The organism is Enterobacter hormaechei ATCC 49162 (genome assembly GCF_001875655.1).
Taxonomy (GTDB): Bacteria; Pseudomonadota; Gammaproteobacteria; order Enterobacterales; family Enterobacteriaceae; genus Enterobacter; species Enterobacter hormaechei.
This window is the reverse complement of the sequence record NZ_MKEQ01000001.1, coordinates 1503215-1527067: the sequence shown is the minus strand read 5'-3', so window position 1 is coordinate 1527067 and position 23853 is coordinate 1503215. Positions and strand designations below refer to the sequence as shown.

The following is a 23853-nucleotide window of genomic DNA, read 5'->3' as shown; positions in this document are numbered from 1 at the left end:
GCTTAGCCAACGACCAGATTCAGCAGTTTACCCGGTACGTAGATCACTTTACGTACGGTAACGCCCTCAAGGTATTTCGCGACCAGGTGTTCCTGGCCTGCGCGCTCGCGAACCTGTTCTTCGGTTGCGTCGACCGCGACGGTAATTTTACCGCGCACTTTACCGTTAACCTGCACCACAACCAGCGTGGTGTTTTCCACCATAGCGGATTCATCCGCCACTGGCCACGGCGCGTTGTCGATATCGCCTTCGCCTTTCAGCTCCTGCCACAGGGTAAAGCTAACGTGCGGCGTGAACGGGTTCAGCATGCGAACGACCGCCAGCAGCGCTTCACGCATTAACGCACGATCCTGCTCACCGTCCTGCGGCGCTTTCGCCAGCTTGTTCATCAGTTCCATAATAGCCGCAATTGCGGTATTGAAGGTCTGACGACGACCAATATCATCGGTGACTTTCGCAATGGTTTTATGAACATCACGACGCAGCGCCTGCTGATCTTCGCTCAGTGCAGCCACGTTCAGCGCTGGCGCATCACCCTGAGAGGTATGCTCGTAAACCAGTTTCCAGACGCGTTTCAGGAAGCGGTTTGCCCCTTCCACACCGGATTCCTGCCATTCCAGCGTCATATCTGCCGGAGAGGCGAACATCATGAACAGACGCACGGTGTCAGCGCCGTAACGCTCAACCATCACCTGTGGGTCGATACCGTTATTTTTAGACTTGGACATCTTGCTCATGCCGGTATACACCAGTTCATGACCTTCGGCGTCTTTCGCCTTCACGATACGGCCTTTCTCGTCGCGCTCCACAATCGCATCAACCGGAGAAACCCAGTTACGCTCGCCGTTCGCGCCAACGTAGTAGAACGCATCTGCCAGCACCATGCCCTGACACAGCAGCTGTTTTGCTGGCTCGTCAGAGTTGACCAGGCCTGCGTCACGCATCAGTTTGTGGAAGAAGCGGAAGTAGAGCAGGTGCATGATGGCGTGTTCAATGCCACCGATGTAGATGTCTACCGGCAGCCAGTAGTTTGCTGCATCGGAATCCAGCATGCCTTCTTTGTACTGCGGGCAGGTGTAGCGTGCGTAGTACCAGGAGGACTCCATAAAGGTGTCGAAGGTGTCGGTTTCACGCAGCGCTGGCTGACCGTTGACGGTGGTTTTCGCCCACTCAGGATCGGCTTTGATCGGGCTGGTGATGCCGTCCATAACCACGTCTTCCGGCAGGATCACCGGCAGCTGATCTTCCGGCGTTGGCATCACGGTGCCATCTTCCAGGGTCACCATTGGAATTGGCGCACCCCAGTAACGCTGACGGGAAACGCCCCAGTCGCGCAGACGGTAGTTCACTTTACGCTCGCCCACGCCCAGGGAGGCCAGTTTGTCGGCGATGGCGTTGAAGCCTTCTTCGAAGCTCAGGCCGCTGAACTCACCGGAGTTAAACAGGGTGCCTTTTTCAGTCAGCGCCTGCTCGGAGAGGTCGGGCTCGGAGCCATCAGCAGCAAGAATAACAGGCTTGATGGTCAGACCGTATTTGGTGGCAAATTCGTAGTCACGCTGATCGTGACCCGGCACGGCCATCACGGCGCCCGTACCGTATTCCATCAGCACAAAGTTTGCCGCCCAGACAGGGATGGCTTCGCCCGTCAGCGGGTGGATCGCTTTGAAGCCGGTATCAACGCCTTTTTTCTCCATCGTCGCCATGTCGGCTTCGGCCACTTTAGTGTTGCGGCATTCGTCGATGAAGGTTGCCAGTTCCGGGTTGTTTTCCGCCGCTTTTTGCGCCAGCGGGTGACCGGCAGCCACAGCCAGGTAGGTCGCACCCATGAAGGTATCCGGACGGGTGGTGTAGACGGTCAGCGTCTGGTCGTAGTCGTTAACGTTGAAGGTAATTTCCACGCCTTCGGAACGGCCAATCCAGTTGCGCTGCATGGTCTTAACGGTGTCCGGCCAGTGATCCAGGTTATCCAGATCGTTCAGCAGTTCGTCAGCGTAGGCGGTGATTTTGATAAACCACTGCGGGATCTCTTTGCGCTCGACTTTGGTGTCACAGCGCCAGCAGCAGCCATCGATAACCTGCTCGTTCGCGAGAACGGTCTGGTCATTCGGGCACCAGTTAACGGCAGAGGTCTTCTTGTACACCAGGCCTTTTTTATACAGCTCGGTGAAGAATTTCTGCTCCCAGCGGTAGTACTCCGGGGTGCAGGTTGCCAGCTCGCGGCTCCAGTCATAGCCAAAGCCCAGCATTTTCAGCTGGTTTTTCATGTACGCGATGTTGTCGTACGTCCACGGAGCCGGTGCCGTGTTGTTTTTCACCGCCGCGCCTTCAGCAGGCAGGCCGAACGCATCCCAGCCGATAGGCTGAAGCACGTTTTTGCCCAGCATACGCTGGTAGCGCGCAATCACGTCACCGATGGTGTAGTTACGCACGTGGCCCATGTGTAGTCGACCAGAAGGATAGGGAAGCATCGACAGGCAGTAATACTTCTCTTTGCTCTCGTCTTCGGTTACTTCAAAGGTGCGCTTCTCGTCCCAGTGTTGCTGGACTTTTGATTCTATCTCTTCCGGGCGGTATTGCTCTTGCATGGCAGCCAGTGGTCCTGTGTTCAATACAGCTACAAATGTAGCCAATGGATGTGGTAATTCAGATCCGCATAGCATAGCCCAAACGCCCGCGTCAAAACAGCCTTTCACGCAAATGCACTTTGCAGGAATTTACCGGGTCTGTGCTTCACCTGACAAAGCGGTGTCAAAATAAGGTCTATTATTAGAGACAGTTACTTACCCGGGAGGCAAAATGATGAACAAGGTTGCTCAATTTTACCGTGAACTGGTAGCGACACTGACGGAACGGCTGCGTAACGGTGAGCGTGATATCGACGCGCTGGTTGAACAGGCACGCGCACGCGTGACGCAAACGGGTGAGTTAACGCGAACCGAAGTGGAAGAGGTGACGCGCGCTGTGCGTCGTGACCTGGAAGAGTTTGCGCGAAGCTATGAAGAGAGTCAGGACGAAATGGCCGACAGCGTTTTTATGCGGGTCATTAAAGAGAGTCTGTGGCAGGAGCTGGCGGATATTACCGATAAAACGCAGCTGGAATGGCGCGAGGTGTTTCAGGACTTAAACCACCACGGTGTCTATCACAGCGGCGAAGTTGTGGGGTTGGGGAACCTGGTGTGTGAGAAGTGCCACCACCATATGGCCGTTTATACGCCGGAGGTGCTGTCGCTGTGTCCGAAATGTGGGCACGACCAGTTCCAGCGTCGGCCGTTTGAGCCATGAATAAAAGCAAAACGGCAACCCCGTTGCCGTTTTTAGTGTTTGCTCCCTCTCCCCGTGGGAGAGGGCTGGGATGAGGGCATCAGGCCGCACAAGGTAAAAGTAAAACAGAAAGGAACGCCAGCGAGTCCTTTTCTTTTATGCTATGACTCTTTCATTCCACGAATCTTTGAACATTATATTTCCATCAGTATATTTCCATTCTATAGATTCATATCGAATCTCAACTTCTTCCATATGTTTACTTGCAATACCTACTGGAAATAGAACTGGAGAAATTTGTGTTATCTTTACATTTTCCAGTATTATATTAAAATATTCCACCTCGATTCCGGCTTCATTAATCTTATACATTTTTATCACAGCTTCTTTCAATACTCTTCCTTGACACACAGCCCTGAATAAGTATGGGGTGAGACGGTCTATTTCTTTTTCAAATCTGATCGGCACATGAAGGCGAGTTCCTGTGAGTTTGCCGGTGTTATGATCTGTCGGGATCCATACGGAATGATTGAACGATTTAAGTTCAGTCGAACCCAATCGTGTTGGCATTGAATATTCACCAATCAAAGGTGAGCCGTTGTCATCGGTGAGCCAAATATGTGCCGGTATAGACATTTTATTTTTTTTCTTTATAAAAGAACATTAGCAACAGTATAAGTATTACTATCAAAGCGATAATTCCGAATGCTATTTTATTATTGTCGATGAGAGCTGAAACAGAAATTGAAATTATGGCAATAATGAAAACCATTCCAAAACCTATAATATTATTAATGCAATCATCTTTTATGCTTTTGAAAAAATGGCGTAAACAGTTCCTTAAAAAGCTATTTACTAAATTAAACATGGTCACATCATTCTCTTTAGTGCTCTGACAATTTCTTCATCAGTTGCCGTGTTAATATTTAAATAGCCTGACTTCATGATCATGGGTTCTATTAAAAAATACATCATTTCTAAACCTTCCATGTATAAGGCATTATAAAATAAAGGGCAGAAATTTTTCAGATTATCTGCACTCTCAGCAGCACGTTGTACAAATCCATAAATATTCAACCCCCCTACAATCCACCCGACTCTGCTTCCTATTTTTGTCATTAATGCATTTTGTACAGATAAATTCATCTTATTCCCGTAGCATATATACGATGCTACAGCGTAAATTAAACCATTTTTTGAAATGTATTTAATGGAATAATTCTTTGTAAATGGTGTCAGTTTCTGAAGAATTGTTTTCTTTTCGGTCTCATTTTTATTTTTTAGGATGGTTTCAATATATATTTTCAACATCCTGAATATAATATCTCTGTGCTTGACAAGTTCATACAGAGCGCAAATAAACCTTATATCCTCAGACCCAAGTTTTTTACATACATCCTGATAGTTTTCTGTAAGACAGGATGTATAATAAAGTAACCGTGTTGTGGCATCACCAAGACCATTGACATAATCTACAACGCCCTCTTTAACCCCCATTAACGCTTTATCTAAACGAACAGCTAGCTCTTTATCAGTTCCAATGCGCTCAATGATCTCTTCGCTGTAATACATAACGGCTCCTTTGCTATGTTCTTTCGATCATCGAGCATGTCATTATTAAAACAAAGCGATGCTTATCTCATTTTTGAAAAAAATTGCAAAAAAATGCCTCCTGTTTATTCTTGAATTGAATTGGTCGCAAGTAATAATTGTTATTATGAATAAATGGAGGGTAATATCTATAACAGTGTTTTTATTTTTTGAACAATGATTTCACGAGATTCTTTGCAGGAGAGAGCCAGGTTGTGGGGATCAGGCGACAGACTGCCTGGAATGCCCAATTGTTTTTTGCCTTCCGACCTAAATATAATAAGCCAGCCTCTCCGCCAGCAAATCCACAAATGCTTCCCGATCGATATCCACCATCACCGTGGTATTCGGCTTATTTCCCGTCAGCGAGTAATAGTCCACCACCGTCATCCCCTGGGTATATTTCCCCTGTGTTTCCACGCCAACCCAACGTTCGACCGTGGTAAACATGTCCGGCTTCAGCAGCCAGGCAATGGTGCATGGGTCATGCAGCGGCGCGCCGTGGAAACCCCATTTCTCGGCTTTGTGATACTCCATAAAGAAGTCGAGCAGCTCTGCCACGGTCGTTGCAACCGGGTTGCCGACAGAACGGAATCGTTCGATGTCCTGCGCCATAATTTGTGCGCGGTGGGTAACGTCCAGCCCCGCCATCACAATCGGCAGGCCCGACTGGAAGACGATTTCCGCGGCTTCCGGGTCAACAAAGATGTTGAACTCCGCGGCTGGCGTCCAGTTCCCCAGGCCCATTGCGCCGCCCATGATGACGATACCGGCGATGTTGCTGTGCAGTTCAGGATAACTGTTCAGCAGCAGCGCAACGTTGGTCTGCGGGCCGGTCGCCACCAGCGTCACGGGCTCTGCGCTTTCACGCAGCACCTTCGCCATAAGCTCCACGGCGGTACAGTTTTGCGGTGCGAAATCCGGCTCCGGTAGCGCCGGGCCATCCAGCCCACTTTCACCGTGAACATTATCCGCAATGATCAGTTCGCGCATCAGCGGCTTAACGGCGCCGCCTGCGACCGGAATATCGGTGCGTTTCAGCAGCGTCAACATGCGCAACACGTTTCGTAAGGTTTTATCCGGCGTCTGGTTCCCGGCGGAGGAGGTGACAGCTTTTACGTCCAGTTCAGGGGAGGCAAGTGCGAGGACGAGCGCGATCGCGTCATCATGACCCGGATCGCAGTCGAGAATAATTGGCTGTGCCATAGCGTTCTCCATTCTTAGCATTATTTGTGACAAGGTTAACGCTGTGATGTGACGCCGAATAGAAAAAGAGATCTAAAGCGTGAAGCAGTGCGCAATCCGTAGATTGCGCACTGAAAAGATTAATGCAGGATTTTGGCGAGGAAGTCTTTAGCGCGTTCGGATTTCGGGTTGGCGAAGAACTCTTCTTTCGGTGAGTCTTCAACAATTTTCCCTTCATCCATGAAGATCACGCGGTTAGCCACTTTACGGGCGAAGCCCATTTCGTGCGTCACCACCATCATGGTCATTCCTTCGTGCGCCAGCTCCACCATAACGTCCAGCACTTCGTTGATCATCTCAGGATCGAGCGCGGACGTCGGTTCATCGAACAGCATCGCCACCGGATCCATGCACAGCGCACGCGCGATCGCCACGCGCTGCTGCTGGCCACCGGAAAGCTGAGCCGGGAACTTATCCGCATGCGCAGACAGCCCGACGCGTTCCAGTAACTTCAGTCCCTTTTCGCGCGCCGCTTTTTTATCGCGTTTCAGCACTTTGACCTGCGCCAGCGTCAGGTTCTCAATGATGGACAGGTGAGGGAACAGCTCAAAATGCTGGAACACCATTCCCACGTGGGAACGAAGCTGAGCAAGGTTAGTTTTGCGGTCATTCACTTTGGTGCCGTTAACGACAATCTCGCCCTGCTGGACAGGCTCCAGCCCATTAACGGTTTTGATAAGCGTTGATTTACCGGAACCGGACGGGCCGCATACCACCACCACATCGCCTTTTTTCACTTCTGTTGAGCAGTCGGTCAGCACCTGAAAGTGCCCATACCATTTAGAAACATTTTTCAGGGAAATCATTATACCGTCCTTTTCTTCAGCCAGCTGACCAACAGCGATGCGCTTAAACTAATCACAAAATAGACCCCGCCCGCGAAGAGGATCATCTCAACCTGCGTTCCGTCACGTTCGCCAATGGTGGAGGCGGTACGGAAGAAGTCTGCCAGGCTCAGCACGTAGACCAGGGAGGTATCCTGGAACAGGACGATGCCCTGCGTCAGCAACAGCGGAACCATGGCGCGAAACGCCTGCGGCAGAATAATGAGCTTCATGGACTGCCAGTGCGTCATACCGAGCGCCAGCGCAGCGCTGGACTGCCCGCGAGAGATACTCTGAATACCTGCGCGGATAATCTCTGAGTAGTAGGCGGCTTCAAACATGGAAAACGCCACCATGGCAGAGATCAGGCGGATATCGGTTTTCGGCGACAGTCCCAGTACGTTCTGTAAAAAGCCGGGAACAATCAGGTAAAACCACAGCAGCACCATGACCAGGGGGATGGAGCGGAACACGTTAACGTAAGCCGTGGCAAACCAGGCGAGCGGCTTAAAGCTCGACAGGCGCATCACTGCCAGCAGGGTACCCCAGACAATACCGACGATAATGGCGATAACGGTGATCTTTAAGGTGATCGCCAGTCCATCCAGCAGATAGGGCAAGGACGGAACAATGGAACTCCAGTCAAACTCGTACATTATTTGCCTCCCAGATTGCCCGGCAGGCGTACTTTGCGTTCAACCAGGTTCATCACCAGCATGATGAAAGCGTTAATCAGAACATAGGCGAGCGTGATCGCCGTGAAGGATTCCCACGCGTGAGCGGAATAATCCAGCAGTTTGCCCGCCTGGGCTGCCATATCCACCAGACCGATGGTTGAGGCGATGGCCGAGTTTTTCACCAGGTTCATCATCTCGGAGGTCATCGGTGGCACAATCACGCGGTAAGCGTTAGGCAACAGGACGTAACGGTAGGCCTGGGGAAGAGTCAGGCCCATCGCCAGTGCCGCATTCTTTTGCCCGCGCGGCAGTGACTGTATGGCGGCACGCACCTGCTCGCAGACGCGCGCAGCGGTGAACAGCCCCAGACACAGCATGGACGAGACAAAAAATGTACGTTAGGATCCAGCTCGGCCTTGAACCACATGCCGAGATCTTCCGGCAGCAGCTCCGGGATCACCAGATACCAGGTAAAGAACTGCACGATCAGCGGAACGTTACGGAACAGTTCCACATAGAGCGTGCCAATCGAAGAGAGAAAACGGTTAGGGACGGTACGCAGAATACCGAACAGCGAACCGACAAGAAACGCGATAATCCACGCCGTTATCGATAACGCAACGGTAACCTGAAAGCCGCTCCACAGCCAGCCGAGATAGGTGGTGTTGCCGAACGGGGCTTGTTGCAGAAAGATGCCCCAGTTCCAGTCAATTGACATAGTAAACTCCAGAAAAAAAAGGGTAGCAGTGCTACCCTCGAAGATTGGTGAGAAGCTCAATTTTTGCGCTGAGTGGGGAACGACCACTCAACGTATAGTCTGTCCATGCTTCCCGACAATCGAGAGGGCAGGAGATCCCGCCCCTGTCGTTCTAATTAGTTAAGAGCTTTGTCGTTTGGTGATTTGAACAGCGCTTTCATGTCGTCAGACAGTTCAAAGTTCATGTTCAGGTTTTTTGGTGGAATGGGGTTCTTGAACCACTTGTCGAACCATTTTGCCGCTTCGCCAGAGGTTTGCGCCTGGGCGATGGTGTCATCGATCAGTTTCTTGAAGTCCTCGTCACCTTTACGCAGCATACAGCCGTAGGCTTCTTTCGACTGCGCGGTACCGACGATTTCCCAGTTATCTGGCTTCTTCGCTTTCGCGCGCTCGCCCGCCAGCAGGGCGTCATCCATCATAAACGCCACGGCACGGCCACTTTCCAGGGTACGGAAGGAGTCGCCATGGTCTTTCGCGCTGATGATGCGCATGTCCATTTTCTTCTCGTCGTTCAGCTTGTGCAGCAGCACTTCGGAAGTGGTACCGGAGGTCACGACAACCGCTTTGCCTTTCAGGTCAGCAAAATCTTTGATGTCGCCGCCTTTCTTCGTCAGCAGTCGAGTGCCGACAACGAAGATAGTATCGGAGAAGGCAGCCTGTTTCTGACGCTCAAGGTTGTTGGTGGTCGAGCCACATTCGAAATCAAATGTGCCGTTTTGCAGCAGAGGAATACGGTTCTGTGAAGTGATGGGGATCAGCTTCACTTGCAGGTCAGGTTTGTTCAGCTTTTTCTTCACAGCTTCAACGATGGCGTTGGAGTAATCCTGTGAATAGCCCACGACTTTTTGCGTGTTGTCGTAGTAAGAGAACGGGACAGAAGATTCACGGTGGCCGACCACGATCACGCCGTTTTTGGCAATCTTGTCGAGAGTGCTTCCTGCGGCCGGAGCGTCTTCAGCGTGGACGACGCCCGCAGACATTCCCATAACCAGCATTGCTGTGGCCAGTTTACGTAATTGCATACCCAACTCCTTTCTTATCAGCGCCAGTGACGCTTCGATACCCATTGTGATGTTGTTATATCTCGCGAAATGCGAGTGCCGTGTTATGCAAGCTTGTTAACATTTAGTCTGGCTTAATGTAAAGATTTTGCTGCGTTATTGTTTATTTTTGCGAAGCGCGCCGCACCATTCAGAGGCAATAATCTCTCGTTGCACCGTTTAGGTGCTACCGATGATCTACGCTGGTGCGACAAAGTTGCACGTTAAGCCAGACAGCGTTGATATGAATAAACAAAGCAACAGGCGTGCCAGAATTGAAGTTTGGGAGGAAATTGTCGGGTGGCGGCTACGCCTTACCCGACCTACAGCATGGGAAAGTAGGCCGGGTAAGCGTCAGCGCCACCCGGCAACAGAAGGTAAGGTTATTTACGACGCTGACGCAGGCTCATCAGCACGGCGGCGAAACCGAACAGTGTGGTCAGGATCCACAGCGGCCAGTTGCCGGTGCGCGCGTACGGCGTAAGTCCGGAAGTTGGCGTGACGTTAGTGGTCAGCACCTCACGGGTGAACTGCGGGATCATGGCCTGGATTTCGCCCTGCGGACCAATCACGGCGGTGATGCCGTTATTGGTGCTACGCAGCAGTGGACGCGCCAGCTCCAGAGAACGCATGCGCGCCATCTGGAAGTGCTGCCACGGGCCAATCGATTTACCGAACCACGCATCGTTTGAGATGGTCAGCAGATAGTCGGTGTCCGGGCGGAAGTTATCGCGCACCTGCTCGCCGAGGATAATCTCGTAGCAAATGGCGGCCGTCAGGGCAAAACCGTGCGCATGCAGCTGCGGCTGAACGTAAGGGCCACGGCTGAACGAGGACATCGGCAGATCGAAGAACGGTGCCAGCGGACGCAGAATCGACTCCAGCGGAACAAACTCGCCAAACGGTACAAGGTGGTTTTTGTTGTAGCGATTGGTGGAGGTGTAGCTGTAGTCGCTGTCCTTACCGAGCGTGATGATCGCGTTATAGGTGTCATAGCGGTTCTGCTGATTGAGACGCGCATCCACAATCCCGGTGATCAGGGTACTGCCGCGCGCGCGCAGCAAATCGTCCATCATCTTCAGGAAGGGCTGTTGATTGATCTCCAGGTCCGGGATCGCAGACTCAGGCCAGATGATGAGCTGTGATTTGCCCATCACCTCTTCGGTGGCGTTGGCGTAGATTTTCAGCGTGTTCAGTAACTGATTCTCATCCCATTTCAATGACTGCGGGATATCGCCCTGCACCAGCGAAACCTGCGTGGCGCGCGCGGGCTCCAGCGTGAACCACTGGATATAACGCAGTGGGAAGGGCAGGGCGAAAAGGATCAGCGCGGCAACCAGCGGCTTCCAACTACGCGTGACCAGTGCCAGCACCAGCAGGCCGCTGACCATCATTAACAGGAAGTTGATGGCTTCCACGCCCATAACTGGCGCCAGCCCTTTCAGCGGGCCGTCAACCTGGCTATAGCCGAACTGTAGCCACGGGAAGCCGGTAAGTACCCAGCCGCGCAGGAATTCGGTGATTTGCCAGACAACGGGCGCCGCTATCGCCACGCGCAGCCAGGTCGTTTTTGGCCACAGGCGAGACAGGATACCCGCGAACAGGCCGGTGTAGAGCGAGAGATATGCGGCAAGCAGCACAACGAGGAAGACGTTAACCGGCCCCGGCATCCCACCAAATTGCGCGATACTGACATAGACCCAGTTAATGCCGGAGCCGAACAGCCCCAGCCCCCAGAAGTAGCCGACAGCCGCGGCCTGTACCGGACGACGGTTGAGGGTCAGCCCCTGTAGCCCCATCAGGGAAAGAATCGCGGCTGGCCAGATATCGTAAGGAGAAAAAGCCAGCGTACCGCTGGCTCCGAGTAACAGCGCCAGCAGCAAACGGACGCGCTGGCGTTCAAAGAGTGGGGCAAATGCCATTTACATTAATCTTCCCGTTTTGGCACCGGTGAGTCGTCCGGCATTCTGACGTGAACCTGAATAATACGTCGGCTGTCGGCCATGGCGACCTTAAACTGGTAACCATCGATGTCAACGGTTTCACCGCGGGCCGGAAGATGGCCGAAGGCCTGCATCACCAGACCACCAATGGTGTCCACCTCTTCATCGCTGAAGCTGGTGCCAAAGGTGTCGTTGAAGTCCTCAATTGAGGCCAGCGCGCGCACGGTCCAGGTGTGGCGGCTCAGCTGACGGAAGTCGATATCCTCTTCTTCGTCATACTCATCTTCAATTTCGCCCACGATCAGCTCAAGGATGTCTTCGATCGTGACCAGACCGGAAACGCCACCAAATTCATCAATAACAATCGCCATGTGGTAACGCTGGGAGCGAAACTCTTTCAGCATCCGATCCACACGTTTACTTTCCGGCACAACCACCGCCGGGCGTAACACTTTTTCCATACTGAAGGCTTCGGCATCGCTGCGCATAAACGGCAGCAGATCTTTCGCCATCAAAATCCCTTCAATGTGATCTTTGTCTTCGCTGATGACCGGGAAACGTGAGTGGGCCGATTCGATAATGACATCAAGGCACTCGTCCAGCGTCTGGTTGCGTTTCAGGGTAATCATCTGCGAGCGGGGGATCATGATGTCGCGGACGCGCTGGTCGGCGATGTCCATCACCCCTTCGAGCATTTCGCGCGTATCTTCGTCGATAAGGTCGTTCTGCCCGGAATCACGAATCAGCTCCAGCAGTTCATCACGGTTTTTCGGTTCGCCGTGGAAAAGCTGGTTCAGAATGAGGGAGAAAAATCCCTTTTTAGTGGTTGTCGTGTCGCTACTGTGTGAATTGTCGTCGCTCATGGCGTTTGTTAAGGGTTCTCTTGTTAGTTCAACGTTAACCGCCGCGCTATGTCCCTGCGCGGCGGCATGGTAGTCAGTAACTGACTATTCTTTCTCGGCAATGTACGGATCCTCATAGCCCAGAGCAAGCATTATCTCTGTCTCGAGGGATTCCATCTCTTCCGCTTCGTCATCTTCAATATGGTCGTAACCCAGAAGATGCAGGCTACCGTGGACCACCATGTGTGCCCAGTGCGCTTCCAGCGGCTTTTGCTGCTCTTTGGCTTCCTGTTCAACCACCTGACGGCAGATGATCAGATCGCCCAGCAGCGGCATCTCCATGCCCGGAGGGGCTTCGAACGGGAAAGAGAGCACGTTGGTCGGCTTATCTTTCCCGCGGTAGGTCAGGTTGAGTTCATGGCTTTCTGCTTCATCCACCAGGCGAATCGTGACCTCTGATTCTTCCTGAAACTGCGGGATGACGGCGTCCAGCCATTTCTGAAACTGTGCCTCTTCTGGCATGCCGGAATTATCTTCACAGGCCAGCTGTAAATCGAGGATCACCTGACTCATTTCTGTTCATGCTCCTGCGCTTCGCGCTTACGTTCTGCGGCCAGTTCGGCCCTGCGTTTCTGATCTGCCTCTTCCCAGGCCTCATAAGCATTAACGATACGCGCGACAACCGGATGGCGTACCACGTCTTCACTGTGGAAGAAGTTAAAGCTGATTTCCTCTACCTCGGCCAGGACTTCGATGGCATGACGCAGACCCGATTTGGTGTTACGCGGCAGGTCAATCTGGGTGACGTCACCGGTGATAACCGCTTTCGAGTTAAAGCCAATACGCGTCAGGAACATCTTCATCTGTTCGATAGTGGTGTTCTGGCTCTCATCCAGAATGATGAATGCGTCGTTAAGCGTACGGCCGCGCATATAGGCCAGCGGGGCCACTTCAATCACGTTACGCTCGATGAGCTTTTCAACTTTCTCGAAGCCGAGCATTTCGAACAGCGCGTCGTACAGCGGGCGCAGGTAAGGGTCCACTTTCTGACTTAAATCGCCCGGCAGAAAGCCGAGTTTCTCACCGGCTTCAACGGCAGGGCGGGTCAGCAGAATACGGCGGATCTCCTGACGCTCCAGCGCATCGACCGCGGCCGCAACGGCCAGATAGGTTTTACCCGTACCGGCCGGACCCACGCCGAAGGTGATGTCATGGTCAAGAATGTTGGCGATGTACTGCGCCTGGTTTGGCGTACGCGGCTTGATGACGCCACGCTTGGTCTTGATATTGATTGCCTTACCGTAGTCCGGCACGCTTTCCGCGCTTTGCTCAAGCACGCGCGCCTCTTTAATGGCGAGGTGGATCTGTTCCGGCTCAATATCCTGGATCTCGCCGCGCATCGGGGCGGTATCAACATACAGGCTGCGGAGAATATCTGCCGCGGCGTTGACGCAGATTGGGCGTCCGGTGAGTTTGAAATGGTTATCGCGACGATTGATTTCGATACCCAGACGTCGCTCCAGTTGTTTGATGTTGTCATCAAACGGCCCGCACAGGCTCAGCAGGCGAGCGTTGTCTGCGGGCTCAAGGCTAATTTCACGCGTATCTATGTTCAAACTGTTCCTCTTTGATTGGTTAACTGACCTGTGGCCACACGGCGTAATAAAACGGTCATTACCGAAATTATTCACGCCATAGAATAAAGGCGCAAGCGTTGCGGTAGATATTGGGGGTGATGAGAGGAAATACAAGGCCTGCCGGACAGGCAGGCCAGAAGGATTAAGGCTGGTAAATACCTACGCCCGAATCGTTGACTTTGCGGGTGCGAGAGATGACGGATTCAGGCGTCTCGGCAATACGCAGACCCATTTCGTCTTCAGTGCGTACCACTTTCCCGCGCAGCGAGTTGGTGAGCACTTCTACAATCTCGACATCCACAAATTTACCGATCATGTCCGGGGTGCCTTCAAAGTTCACCACGCGGTTATTTTCGGTTCGGCCAGACAGTTCCATGATGCTCTTACGGGAGGTGCCTTCCACCAGAATACGCTGGACGGTGCCGAGCATACGACGACTCCACGCGTTGGCCTGTTGGTTGATGCGCTCCTGCAAAATATACAGACGCTGTTTTTTCTCTTCTTCCGGCACATCGTCAACCATATCGGCCGCAGGGGTGCCCGGGCGAGCAGAGAAGATGAAGCTGTAGCTGACGTCGAAATTCACCTCGCCAATGAGCTTCATGGTGCGCTCGAAGTCATCAGCGGTTTCGCCAGGGAAGCCGACGATAAAGTCGGAGCTAATCTGGATATCCGGGCGCGCTTCACGCAGCTTGCGGATGGTGGACTTATACTCCAGCACCGTATGTGGACGGCCCATCAGGTTCAGCACGCGGTCAGATCCGCACTGGATCGGCAGGTGCAGGAAGCTCACCAGCTCCGGCGTATCGCGATAGACGTCAATAATGTCGTCGGTAAATTCCATCGGATGGCTGGTGGTAAAGCGAATGCGGTCGATGCCGTCAATCGCTGCCACCAGACGCAGTAGCTCGGCGAAGCTGCCGGTGGTGCCGTCGTAGTTTTCCCCGCGCCAGGCGTTCACGTTCTGGCCCAGCAGGTTGACTTCACGAACGCCCTGCGCGGCAAGCTGTGCGATTTCAAACAGAATATCGTCTGCCGGGCGGCTCACTTCTTCACCGCGGGTGTAAGGCACCACGCAGTAAGTACAGTATTTGTTGCAGCCTTCCATGATGGAGACGAAGGCCGTCGGGCCATCCGCGCGCGGCTCTGGCAGACGGTCAAATTTCTCAATCTCCGGGAAGCTCACGTCAACCACCGGGCTACGGCTGCCGCGAACCTTGTTAATCATCTCTGGCAGGCGGTGCAGGGTCTGAGGGCCAAAAACGATATCCACATAGGGGGCTCTCTGGCGGATCAGCTTACCTTCCTGCGATGCCACGCAGCCACCCACGCCAATGATCAGGTCCGGATTTTTCCGTTTGAGAAGCTTCCAGCGGCCTAACACATGAAAGACTTTTTCCTGTGCTTTTTCACGAATTGAACAGGTGTTCAGCAGCAGCACATCGGCTTCTTTCGCATTTTCAGTCAGCTGGTATCCGTGGGTGGTATCCAGCAGATCGGCCATCTTGGATGAATCGTATTCGTTCATCTGACAGCCCCAGGTTTTTATATGGAGTTTTTTAGTCATCGACTTGCTCAGCTCAGGATTGCAAGCCGCGTATTGTAATGCTTTGGTGCGGTTGTGACCAGTATGAAGGTTGTCAACCTCAGGGCCGCAAAAATCCGGTAAACTTAAGGTATTCTCCAATAAGGAATAGTGACCATGACACTCCTGAACACCGAAGTTGCCGTTGTTGGCGGCGGTATGGTCGGCGGCGCACTGGCGCTGGGGCTGGCGCAGCAGGGATTTGACGTAACCGTTATTGAACAGGCGGCTCCACCGGCATTCGATCCTGCCAGCCAACCGGACGTGCGTATTTCCGCCATCAGCGCGGCGTCTGTTGATCTGCTTCGCGGGCTGGGCGTCTGGGAGGCGGTGCTGGCGATGCGCGCGCACCCTTACAGCCGTCTTGAAACCTGGGAGTGGGAAAATGCTCACGTCTCGTTTGACGCCGCCGAGCTGAAACTGCCGCGCCTGGGCTATATGGTGGAAAACAACGTGCTCCAGCTGGCGCTCTGGCAGACGCTGGAGGCGCACCCGAAGGTGACGCTGCGCGTTCCGGACTCGCTGAAAGCCCTGCATCGTCATGAGGGCGGGTATCTCCTGACGCTGGACAACGACGATGAACTGGCCGTGAAGCTGGTGGTGGGGGCGGATGGCGCAAACTCGCAGGTCAGGCAGATGGCAGGCATTGGGATCCATGCCTGGCAGTACCAGCAGTCCTGCATGCTGATCACCGTCCAGTGCGACAATGCGCCGGGCGAAAGCACCTGGCAGCATTTTACGCCGAACGGCCCGCATGCATTCTTACCGCTGTTTGATCGCTGGGCTTCGCTGGTCTGGTATGACAAACCGGCGCGCATTCGGCAGTTGCAGGGGCTGTCGATGGATCAGTTGCAGCGCGAAATCCGGCAGCACTTCCCGAGCCGTCTGGGGAACGTAACGCCGGTTGCCGCTGGCGCATTCCCGCTGATGCGCCGTCATGCGTTGCAGTATGCCCGTGAAGGGCTGGCGCTGGTGGGTGACGCGGCGCACACCATTCATCCGCTGGCGGGGCAGGGGGTGAATCTGGGATACCGTGACGTCGATGCGTTACTGGACGTTTTAAGCAATGCGCGCGGTCATGCGGAGGCCTGGGCCAGCCATCAGGTGCTGAAGCGCTACCAGACGCGCCGTATGGCGGATAACTTCATCATGCAATCGGGGATGGATCTGTTCTATGCCGGATTCAGTAATGACCTGGCCCCGGTACGCATACTGCGTAACATTGGATTGATGGCGGCAGAACGTGCCGGTGGTCTGAAACGTCAGGCCCTGAAATACGCCCTGGGACTCTAATTCTTTTTCCCTCTCCCCGTGGGGAGAGGGCATCAGGCCACACAACACAAACAACAAAAACAAAAAAGCCCGCAGAGCGGGCTTTTTTGTTTTAAGTGGCTGGGGTGCAGGGATTCGAACCCCGGAATGCTGGTATCAGAAACCAGAGCCTTACCGCTTGGCGACACCCCAATTGCGTTAAACAAACAGCTTAACGACTTTAAAGTGGCTGGGGTACGAGGATTCGAACCTCGGAATGCCGGAATCAGAATCCGGTGCCTTACCGCTTGGCGATACCCCAACAATGTTCAGTTTACCGAATCGTATTCGATAACGTAAATATGGTGGCTACGACGGGATTCGAACCTGTGACCCCATCATTATGAGTGATGTGCTCTAACCAACTGAGCTACGTAGCCAGTACTGCAATCTTCGATGGCTGGGGTACCTGGATTCGAACCAGGGAATGCCGGTATCAAAAACCGGTGCCTTACCGCTTGGCGATACCCCAATACCGCGGAGAACCGCATGATCGAAGAAATATGGCTGGGGTACCTGGATTCGAACCAGGGAATGCCGGTATCAAAAACCGGTGCCTTACCGCTTGGCGATACCCCATCCGTGCAACGCTTACCTGGGAATGGTGCGGGAGGCGAGACTTGAACTCGCACACCTTGCGGCGCCAGAACCTAAATCTGGTGCGTCTACCAATTTCGCCACTCCCGCAAAAAAGATGGTGGCTACGACGGGATTCGAACCTGTGACCCCATCATTATGAGTGATGTGCTCTAACCAACTGAGCTACGTAGCCATCTTTTTTTCGCGTTACCTTATCGGCGTTGCGGGGCGCATTATGCGTATAGACCCTTGCAGCGTCAACACCTTTTTCAATGAAAATGGCCGGAATGTGACTGTTTGGTTAGGTTGCGAACAGCGAGGCCGAATATTCGACAATTATTGGTTATTAATCGATTTTATGCGGGGAAATGAGAGGCAAAAAAATCAGGCCCCGGAGGGCCTGATGATTATCTGAACATTATTTATAGGCAGACTGGTGAACGCCCACTGCGCGTCCTGACGGATCGTTCATGGCTTTGAAAGATTCATCCCATTCAATGGCTTTCGCAGAAGAGCAGGCGACCGATGGGCCACCCGGTACGCACTCGGCTGCACTTGGAACCGGGAACAACTCCTCAAAGATCTCACGGTACAAATACGCTTCTTTCGACGCTGGCGTGTTGTACGGGAAACGGAAGCTCGCCGTTTCCAGTTGTTGATCAGAAACCTGTTTCGCCGCCACCTCTTTCAGGGTGTCGATCCAGCTGTAACCCACGCCATCGGAGAACTGCTCTTTCTGACGCCACGCCACGCTCGCTGGCAGGTAGGATTCAAAACATTCGCGCAGGATATGTTTCTCCATTTTGCCGTTGCCGCACATTTTGTCCTGCGGGTTGATACGCATCGCCACATCCAGGAATTTTTTATCGAGGAACGGTACGCGGGCTTCCACACCCCAGGCAGACATCGCTTTGTTGGCGCGCGCGCAGTCAAACATGTGCAGCGCCTGTAGCTTACGCACCGTTTCTTCATGCAGTTCTTTGGCGTTCGGCGCTTTGTGGAAATAGAGATAACCGCCAAACACTTCGTCAGAACCCTCGCCGGAGAGGACCATCTTGATGCCCATCGCTTTGATCTTCCGCGACATCAAATACATCGGCGTGGAGGCGCGAATGGTGGTCACATCATAAGTTTCAATGTGATAGATCACATCGCGGATCGCATCCAGACCTTCCTGCACGGTGAAGTGAATTTCATGGTGCACCGTACCGAGATGGTTCGCCACTTCCTGGGCGGCTTTCAGGTCAGGTGCCCCTTCCAGACCCACGGCAAAGGAGTGCAGCTGTGGCCACCAGGCTTCAGAGCGCTCCTGATCTTCCACGCGACGGGCTGCGAATTTCTTGGTGATCGCGGAGATCACGGAGGAGTCCAGCCCGCCGGAGAGCAGTACGCCGTAGGGGACGTCTGACATCAGGTGGCTTTTCACAGACTCTTCCAGTGCCTGACGCAGTTCGGCTTTGTCCGTCACGTTGTCTTTCACCGCGTCATAATCAAACCAGTCGCGCTGGTAGTACGGGCGGATTTCACCGTCTTTACTCCAAAGATAGCTGCCTGCCGGGAACTCTTTGATGGTGCGGCACACCGGGACCAGCGCTTTCATCTCTGAGGCAACGTAGAAGTTGCCGTGTTCATCGTGCCCCATGTACAGCGGGATAATACCAATATGGTCGCGGCCAATCAGATAAGCATCTTTTTCGCTGTCGTACAGCGCGAAGGCAAACATACCTTGCAGATCGTCGAGGAACTCCGGACCTTTCTCCTGATACAGCGCCAGGATCACTTCGCAGTCTGAGCCAGTCTGAAACGCGTAGCGATCGCCGTACTCGGCGCGCAGCGCCTGATGGTTGTAAATTTCACCGTTAACAGCCAGCGCGTGCGTTTTTTTCTCGTTATACAGCGGCTGTGCGCCAGCGTTGACATCAACAATGGAGAGACGTTCATGAGCCAGAATCGCTTTATCGCTGGCGTAAACGCCTGACCAGTCCGGACCGCGATGGCGCATCAGGCGGGACAATTCGAGTGCTTTTTTACGCAGTTCGCCCGCGTCAGTTTTAATATCCAGTACGCCAAAAATAGAACACATAACCTTCTCCGTTAACCCTGTTGCGTTGTGATGTTGCTTGCTTATGAAAATGCCGCAAAAGGGGGAGGGGGCGCAAGCGTTTTACGGGTGAAAACGTAAAAAGTGCAATGGCAATTGCTGAATCTTAAAAAATGAGTATGACTAAAGCGATTTTATTGATGTTTATTCAATGAAAGGTGGGTTTCGTTAGATGACGTAAGGATTTCAGGCGGCGGAAATGAAAAACCACGCCCTGAGGCGTGGTTCTGAATTAAATTACGTCGATTTCGTCGACGGAGGGATATATCCAGCTTGGGCGGAACGGCATCGTATCAATGTCATCAAGCTGCGAGACGCCAGACAGCACCAGAATGGTTTCAAGCCCCGCCTGGAAGCCAGCCAGAATATCGGTGCGCAGGTTATCGCCCACAATGACGGTTTCTTCTGAGTGTGCCTGCATCGTATTCAGCGCGGCGCGGATGATCCACGGGCTCGGTTTGCCGACAACAAACGGCTTACGGCCAGAGATTTTTTCGATACCGGCACACAGCGCACCGCAGGCAGGATAAAAACCACGACCGTGCGTATCCGGGTTGGTGGCGATAAAACGTGCACCGTTGGCGACAAAGTAAGCTGCTTTATGCATCATCTCCCAGTTAAAGGAGCGCGTTTCGCCCACGATGACAAAGTCCGGGTTCACGTCGGTAATAGTGAAGCCCGCTTTATATAGCTCGTGGATCAGCGCACCTTCACCAACCACATAGGCTTTTTTGCCTTCCTGACGCTTCAGGAAATCCGCGGTCGCCATTGCAGAGGTATAAAACACGCTGTCCGGGACGTTGACGCCTGCGGTTGCAAAGCGGTTTGCCAGATCCTGACCAGTCTGTGAAGGGTAGTTCGTGAGAAGAACCAGTGGCATTCCTTTGTCGATGATGCGGTGAAGAAACTCCGCAGCACCCGGCACGGCAACGTTGTCGTGCATCAGCACGCCGTCGATATCACAAATTACATTCTTAATGGTCATGGACAATCCGACATCAAAAAAAGAAGGCGTTACTATAAGGTCCGATCAGGATTCCAGCAAATGTTGCAGCAGGATCCCGTTGAGCATGGCACGTTTTACCAGGGCGAATGCGCCAATCGCCGAGCGGTGATCGAGCGTAGAGCGCACCACCGGCAAGTTCTGGCGAAAGGCTTTCAGCGCCTGGGTATTGATGCAGCCTTCAATCGCGGGCAGTAACACTTTTTCGGCTTCCACAATCTCACCGGCAATCACCACTTTTTGCGGATTGAACAGGTTGATGGCAATGGCGATGGTTTTACCCAGGTGGCGTCCTACCTGTTCGATCACTTCGCAGGCCAGCGCATCACCTTTATTAGCGGCTTTGCAGATGGCGCCGATCTTACAATCGTCCAGCGTGACGCGGCTCTGGTAACCCTGTTCCAGCAGGTGGCGAACGCGATGTTCAATGGCGGCATTGGCGGCAACGGTTTCAAGACAGCCAAAGTTACCGCAGTGGCAGCGCTCGCCAAGCGGTTCAACCTGAATATGACCAATCTCGCCGACGTTGCCGTTACGGCCAATAAAAATGCGGCCATTTGAGATGATGCCCGCACCTGTACCACGGTGAACGCGCACCAGAATAGAGTCTTCGCAATCCTGGCTCGCACCAAAGTAGTGCTCCGCCAGCGCCAGCGAGCGGATATCGTGACCAACAAAGCAGGTCAGCTTAAAGCGCTTTTCCAGCGCCTCAACCAGCCCCCAGTTCTCTACCTTAATATGCGGCATGTAGCGAATAACGCCGCTTTCCGGGTCAACCAGGCCGGGCAAAATCACCGAGATGGCGATGAGTTCACGGATCTTGCGCTGACAGCTTTCGATAAAATGCGCAATGGTATTCAGTAACGCGTGTTCAAGCGTCTCCTGCGTGCGCTCAGGAAGGGGGTAGTGCTCTTCGGCAATGGCCTTACTGCTCAGATCGTAGAGCGTAAGCGTGGTGTCATGACGGCCTAAGCGGACGCCAATCGCCTGAAAATTGCGGGTTTCCGTGACAATGGAAATCGCGCGGCGGCCCCCGGTGGAGGCCTGCTGATCGACTTCTTTGATCAGGCCGCGCTCAATAAGCTGACGTGTAATTTTTGTCACGCTGGCGGGAGCAAGCTGGCTTTGTTCGGCTATCTGAATGCGTGAGATTGGCCCGTGCTGGTCAATCAGGCGATAAACTGCCGCGCTGTTAAGTTGTTTAACGAGATCGACATTACCGATTTGAGCTTGTCCGCCTGGTGTCATACTTTTACTTACTCAGTGACGACCTCGTTACCATTAACGATGGTCTTAATAATTTTATAATCGTGTGTGAACGCCGTCAGGTTTGCAACCATACCTGGCGCAATACCGCCAAGCTGTTTATCGACGCCAATGGCGCGCGCCGGATAAAGCGTGGCCATGCGCAACACTTCCTCAAGCGCAATGCCGCAATGCTCAACGAGGTTACGAACCCCTTCGATCATTGTCAGCGAAGAACCGCTCAGCGTGCCGTTCTCATCCACACACAGTCCATTCCGGTAGTATATTGTTTTACCAGCAAAAATGAACTGGTCAATATTCGCCCCTGCCGGAGCGGTGGCATCCGTGACCAGGCAGAGCTTGTCGCCCTTAAGGCGCTTGGCGTTGCGGATATTGGTGTAATCGACATGCAGGCCGTCAGCGATAATGCCGCAGTAGACGTCCGGTTCATCCAGAATTGCGCCGACCAGCCCCGGTTCGCGGCCGGTAATATACGGCATTGCGTTATAGAGGTGCGTGGCAAACGTGATGCCCGCGCGGAAGCCAGCTTTCGCCTCTTTCAGCGTCGCGTTCGAATGACCCGCAGACACCACAATCCCGGCGGCAGCCAGCTTGCTGATCACGTCCGTGCCGGTCATTTCCGGTGCCAGCGTCACTTTGGTGATCACATCGGCATTGGCGCACAGGTAATCCACCAGCTCGGCATCGGGTTTACGCACGTAATTCGGGTTATGGGTGCCTTTCTTGACCATGTTCAGCCATGGTCCTTCCAGGTGCAAACCCAGCGCCTGATTCGGGTGTTTTGCCAGGTAGTCGCGCATCACGCGGATACCCTGTTTCATCAGGTCATCGCTGCTGGTAATCAGTGTTGGCAGATAGCTGGTGCAGCCCGATTTCTCGTTGGCTCTTTGCATGATTTCCAGCGTTTCAACCGTTACCGCCTCTGCGGTATCGTTAAACTGGACACCGCCGCAGCCGTTGAGCTGTACGTCGATGAAACCGGGGGAGATTACTGCTCCATTGAGGGAACGCTGTTCGATCTCCGGCGGCAGTTCCGCCAGCGGGCAAACACGTTCAATCAGGCCATTGGCGATAACGATCGCATGGTCATCCAGAATTTCATGGCCGGTATAAATCCGACCGTGGGTTAAAGCGTACATATCGACCCCCGGTTAAAAAAAGCGACCGCCCCGGATAAAAGAGGCGGTTATTCAATTACAGACCTTTAATGTTCTCAGCTTCCAGCTCGTTGAAGTATTTCAGCGTTTTCACTTTCAGCTCCATGGTGGACGGTTCGTCACACACGACAACCGCTTTTGGATGCAACTGTAAGCAGCTGATCGTCCACATATGGTTCACGTTACCTTCAACGGCAGCCTGAAGCGCTTGCGCTTTCACCGCGCCCAGCACCAGAATCATCACCTCTTCGGCATCCAGCAGCGTGCCCACGCCCACGGTCAGGGCGTATTTAGGTACCTGATTGACGTCGCCGTCAAAGAAGCGGGAGTTAGCCACACGCGTGTCATGGGTCAGCGTTTTAATACGGGTGCGGGAAGCCAGTGACGATGCCGGTTCGTTGAACGCGATGTGACCGTCGTTGCCTACGCCGCCCATAAACAGGTGGATTTTACCGTAGGAACGGATTTTTTCTTCATACTGACGGCATTCTGCGTCAATATCAGGCGCGTTTCCATTCAGCAGATTAATGTTTTCCGCCGGAATATCAACGTGATCGAAGAAGTTGCGGTGCATAAAACTGTGGTAACTTTCCGGATGTTCCTTTGGCAGGCCGACATATTCGTCCATGTTGAAGGTTACAACGTGTTTGAAGCTAACCTGGCCCGCTTTGTGCATTTCAACCAGAGCTTTATACGCGGTCAGGGGTGTACCGCCGGTTGGAAGACCGAGAACGAAAGGACGATCGGCTGTTGGTTTGAACGCGTTGATGCGGTTAACGATATGACGCGCAGCCCATTTTCCGACTTGTTCAGCTGTTGCCAAGGGAATCAGTCTCATTATTCACCTCTAAAGTTTAAGTAAAAGTGGGCGGATGATTAGTGCAACCTGAACTAAGCGTAACCTGGAACCTTTCAGGCCGGATCAATCCGTCTTGATTTTTTGAATGATAAAATAAGTTTTCGTCGTTAGCCAGCGAAAGGGAGGGTTTAATACGATATTTGGTGACAATAATCACAAAAAATAGGTGTTTAATT

Annotated in this window: 19 protein-coding genes, 7 tRNA genes and 1 pseudogene; 2 read left to right on the top strand and 25 right to left on the bottom strand. The window is 53.2% G+C overall.

Annotated elements, in window-relative coordinates:
- Positions 1-2: 2 nt before the first annotated feature.
- Positions 3-2585, bottom strand: coding sequence for a leucine--tRNA ligase (gene leuS / locus BH712_RS07635; protein ID WP_006809627.1), 2583 nt, complete (start codon positions 2583-2585; stop codon positions 3-5).
- Between the two features lie 214 nt (positions 2586-2799).
- Between leuS and BH712_RS07630 the strand changes: the two genes are divergently transcribed.
- Positions 2800-3282 carry a zinc ribbon-containing protein gene (locus BH712_RS07630; RefSeq protein ID WP_032673756.1) on the top strand — a complete coding sequence of 161 codons (483 nt, stop codon included), beginning with the start codon at positions 2800-2802 and terminating at the stop codon, positions 3280-3282.
- A 135-nt stretch (positions 3283-3417) separates the two neighbouring features.
- On the opposite strand, the gene BH712_RS07625 is transcribed toward BH712_RS07630, so the two are convergent.
- From BH712_RS07625 to miaB, 12 genes and pseudogenes are all read right to left on the bottom strand, one after another.
- Positions 3418-3897, bottom strand: a complete 480-nt coding sequence (locus BH712_RS07625) for an Hcp family type VI secretion system effector (protein ID WP_032673755.1) — start codon at positions 3895-3897, stop codon at positions 3418-3420.
- A 234-nt stretch (positions 3898-4131) separates the two neighbouring features.
- Entirely contained in the window at positions 4132-4833 is a 702-nt protein-coding gene (locus tag BH712_RS07615; RefSeq protein WP_006809624.1) for a hypothetical protein, read from the bottom strand.
- Positions 4834-5121: 288 nt separating this feature from the next.
- Positions 5122-6057, bottom strand: a complete 936-nt coding sequence (gene rihA / locus BH712_RS07610; protein ID WP_032673586.1) for a pyrimidine-specific ribonucleoside hydrolase RihA — start codon at positions 6055-6057, stop codon at positions 5122-5124.
- A gap of 119 nt (positions 6058-6176) precedes the next feature.
- Complete coding sequence (locus BH712_RS07605) at positions 6177-6902, bottom strand: amino acid ABC transporter ATP-binding protein (protein WP_006809622.1); 726 nt, start codon at positions 6900-6902, stop codon at positions 6177-6179.
- Entirely contained in the window at positions 6902-7576 is a 675-nt protein-coding gene (gene gltK, locus BH712_RS07600) for a glutamate/aspartate ABC transporter permease GltK (RefSeq protein ID WP_006809621.1), read from the bottom strand. Before gltK ends, BH712_RS07605 begins: the two co-directional genes overlap by 1 nt.
- Positions 7576-8315, bottom strand: a pseudogene (gltJ, locus tag BH712_RS07595) (glutamate/aspartate ABC transporter permease GltJ). The gene gltK and the pseudogene gltJ overlap by 1 nt, the downstream one beginning before the upstream one ends.
- 155 nt (positions 8316-8470) lie before the next feature.
- Positions 8471-9376: an amino acid ABC transporter substrate-binding protein gene (locus tag BH712_RS07590; protein ID WP_003858681.1), complete on the bottom strand. Its 906-nt coding sequence runs from the start codon at positions 9374-9376 to the stop codon at positions 8471-8473.
- Positions 9377-9777: 401 nt separating this feature from the next.
- Complete coding sequence (gene lnt, locus BH712_RS07585) at positions 9778-11316, bottom strand: apolipoprotein N-acyltransferase (RefSeq protein ID WP_006809619.1); 1539 nt, start codon at positions 11314-11316, stop codon at positions 9778-9780.
- 5 nt (positions 11317-11321) lie between these two features.
- Positions 11322-12200: a CNNM family magnesium/cobalt transport protein CorC gene (gene corC / locus BH712_RS07580; RefSeq protein ID WP_006809618.1), complete on the bottom strand. Its 879-nt coding sequence runs from the start codon at positions 12198-12200 to the stop codon at positions 11322-11324.
- Positions 12201-12284: 84 nt separating this feature from the next.
- Entirely contained in the window at positions 12285-12752 is a 468-nt protein-coding gene (ybeY, locus tag BH712_RS07575) for an rRNA maturation RNase YbeY (RefSeq protein ID WP_006809617.1), read from the bottom strand.
- The gene (locus BH712_RS07570) at positions 12749-13795 is read right to left on the bottom strand and encodes a PhoH family protein (RefSeq protein WP_003858674.1); all 1047 of its coding nucleotides are present in this window, start codon (positions 13793-13795) and stop codon (positions 12749-12751) included. Before BH712_RS07570 ends, ybeY begins: the two co-directional genes overlap by 4 nt.
- A gap of 163 nt (positions 13796-13958) precedes the next feature.
- Complete coding sequence (gene miaB, locus BH712_RS07565; protein WP_006809616.1) at positions 13959-15383, bottom strand: tRNA (N6-isopentenyl adenosine(37)-C2)-methylthiotransferase MiaB; 1425 nt, start codon at positions 15381-15383, stop codon at positions 13959-13961.
- A 135-nt stretch (positions 15384-15518) separates the two neighbouring features.
- Between miaB and ubiF the strand changes: the two genes are divergently transcribed.
- Positions 15519-16694, top strand: a complete 1176-nt coding sequence (gene ubiF / locus BH712_RS07560) for a 3-demethoxyubiquinol 3-hydroxylase (protein ID WP_006809615.1) — start codon at positions 15519-15521, stop codon at positions 16692-16694.
- 96 nt (positions 16695-16790) lie between these two features.
- On the opposite strand, the gene BH712_RS07555 is transcribed toward ubiF, so the two are convergent.
- The 12 genes from BH712_RS07555 to nagB all read right to left on the bottom strand — a co-directional run bounded on the left by BH712_RS07555 (position 16791) and on the right by nagB (position 23656).
- Positions 16791-16865 (bottom strand) — tRNA-Gln (locus BH712_RS07555).
- A 34-nt stretch (positions 16866-16899) separates the two neighbouring features.
- Positions 16900-16974: transfer RNA gene (locus BH712_RS07550), tRNA-Gln, on the bottom strand.
- A gap of 41 nt (positions 16975-17015) precedes the next feature.
- A tRNA-Met gene (locus tag BH712_RS07545) sits at positions 17016-17092 on the bottom strand.
- A gap of 17 nt (positions 17093-17109) precedes the next feature.
- A tRNA-Gln gene (locus BH712_RS07540) sits at positions 17110-17184 on the bottom strand.
- A 32-nt stretch (positions 17185-17216) separates the two neighbouring features.
- Positions 17217-17291, bottom strand: a tRNA-Gln gene (locus BH712_RS07535).
- 23 nt (positions 17292-17314) lie between these two features.
- Positions 17315-17399: transfer RNA gene (locus BH712_RS07530), tRNA-Leu, on the bottom strand.
- A gap of 8 nt (positions 17400-17407) precedes the next feature.
- Positions 17408-17484: transfer RNA gene (locus tag BH712_RS07525), tRNA-Met, on the bottom strand.
- 225 nt (positions 17485-17709) lie between these two features.
- On the bottom strand, positions 17710-19374 hold the full coding sequence (asnB, locus tag BH712_RS07520) for an asparagine synthase B (RefSeq protein WP_006809614.1): 1665 nt from the start codon (positions 19372-19374) through the stop codon (positions 17710-17712).
- A 250-nt stretch (positions 19375-19624) separates the two neighbouring features.
- Complete coding sequence (gene nagD / locus BH712_RS07515) at positions 19625-20377, bottom strand: ribonucleotide monophosphatase NagD (RefSeq protein WP_003858667.1); 753 nt, start codon at positions 20375-20377, stop codon at positions 19625-19627.
- A 45-nt stretch (positions 20378-20422) separates the two neighbouring features.
- A complete protein-coding gene (gene nagC / locus BH712_RS07510; RefSeq protein ID WP_006809613.1) occupies positions 20423-21643 on the bottom strand; it encodes a DNA-binding transcriptional regulator NagC in 1221 nt (406 codons plus the stop codon).
- An 8-nt stretch (positions 21644-21651) separates the two neighbouring features.
- A complete protein-coding gene (gene nagA / locus BH712_RS07505) occupies positions 21652-22800 on the bottom strand; it encodes an N-acetylglucosamine-6-phosphate deacetylase (protein WP_006809611.1) in 1149 nt (382 codons plus the stop codon).
- A 55-nt stretch (positions 22801-22855) separates the two neighbouring features.
- The gene (nagB, locus tag BH712_RS07500) at positions 22856-23656 is read right to left on the bottom strand and encodes a glucosamine-6-phosphate deaminase (RefSeq protein WP_003858663.1); all 801 of its coding nucleotides are present in this window, start codon (positions 23654-23656) and stop codon (positions 22856-22858) included.
- Positions 23657-23853 lie beyond the last annotated feature (197 nt).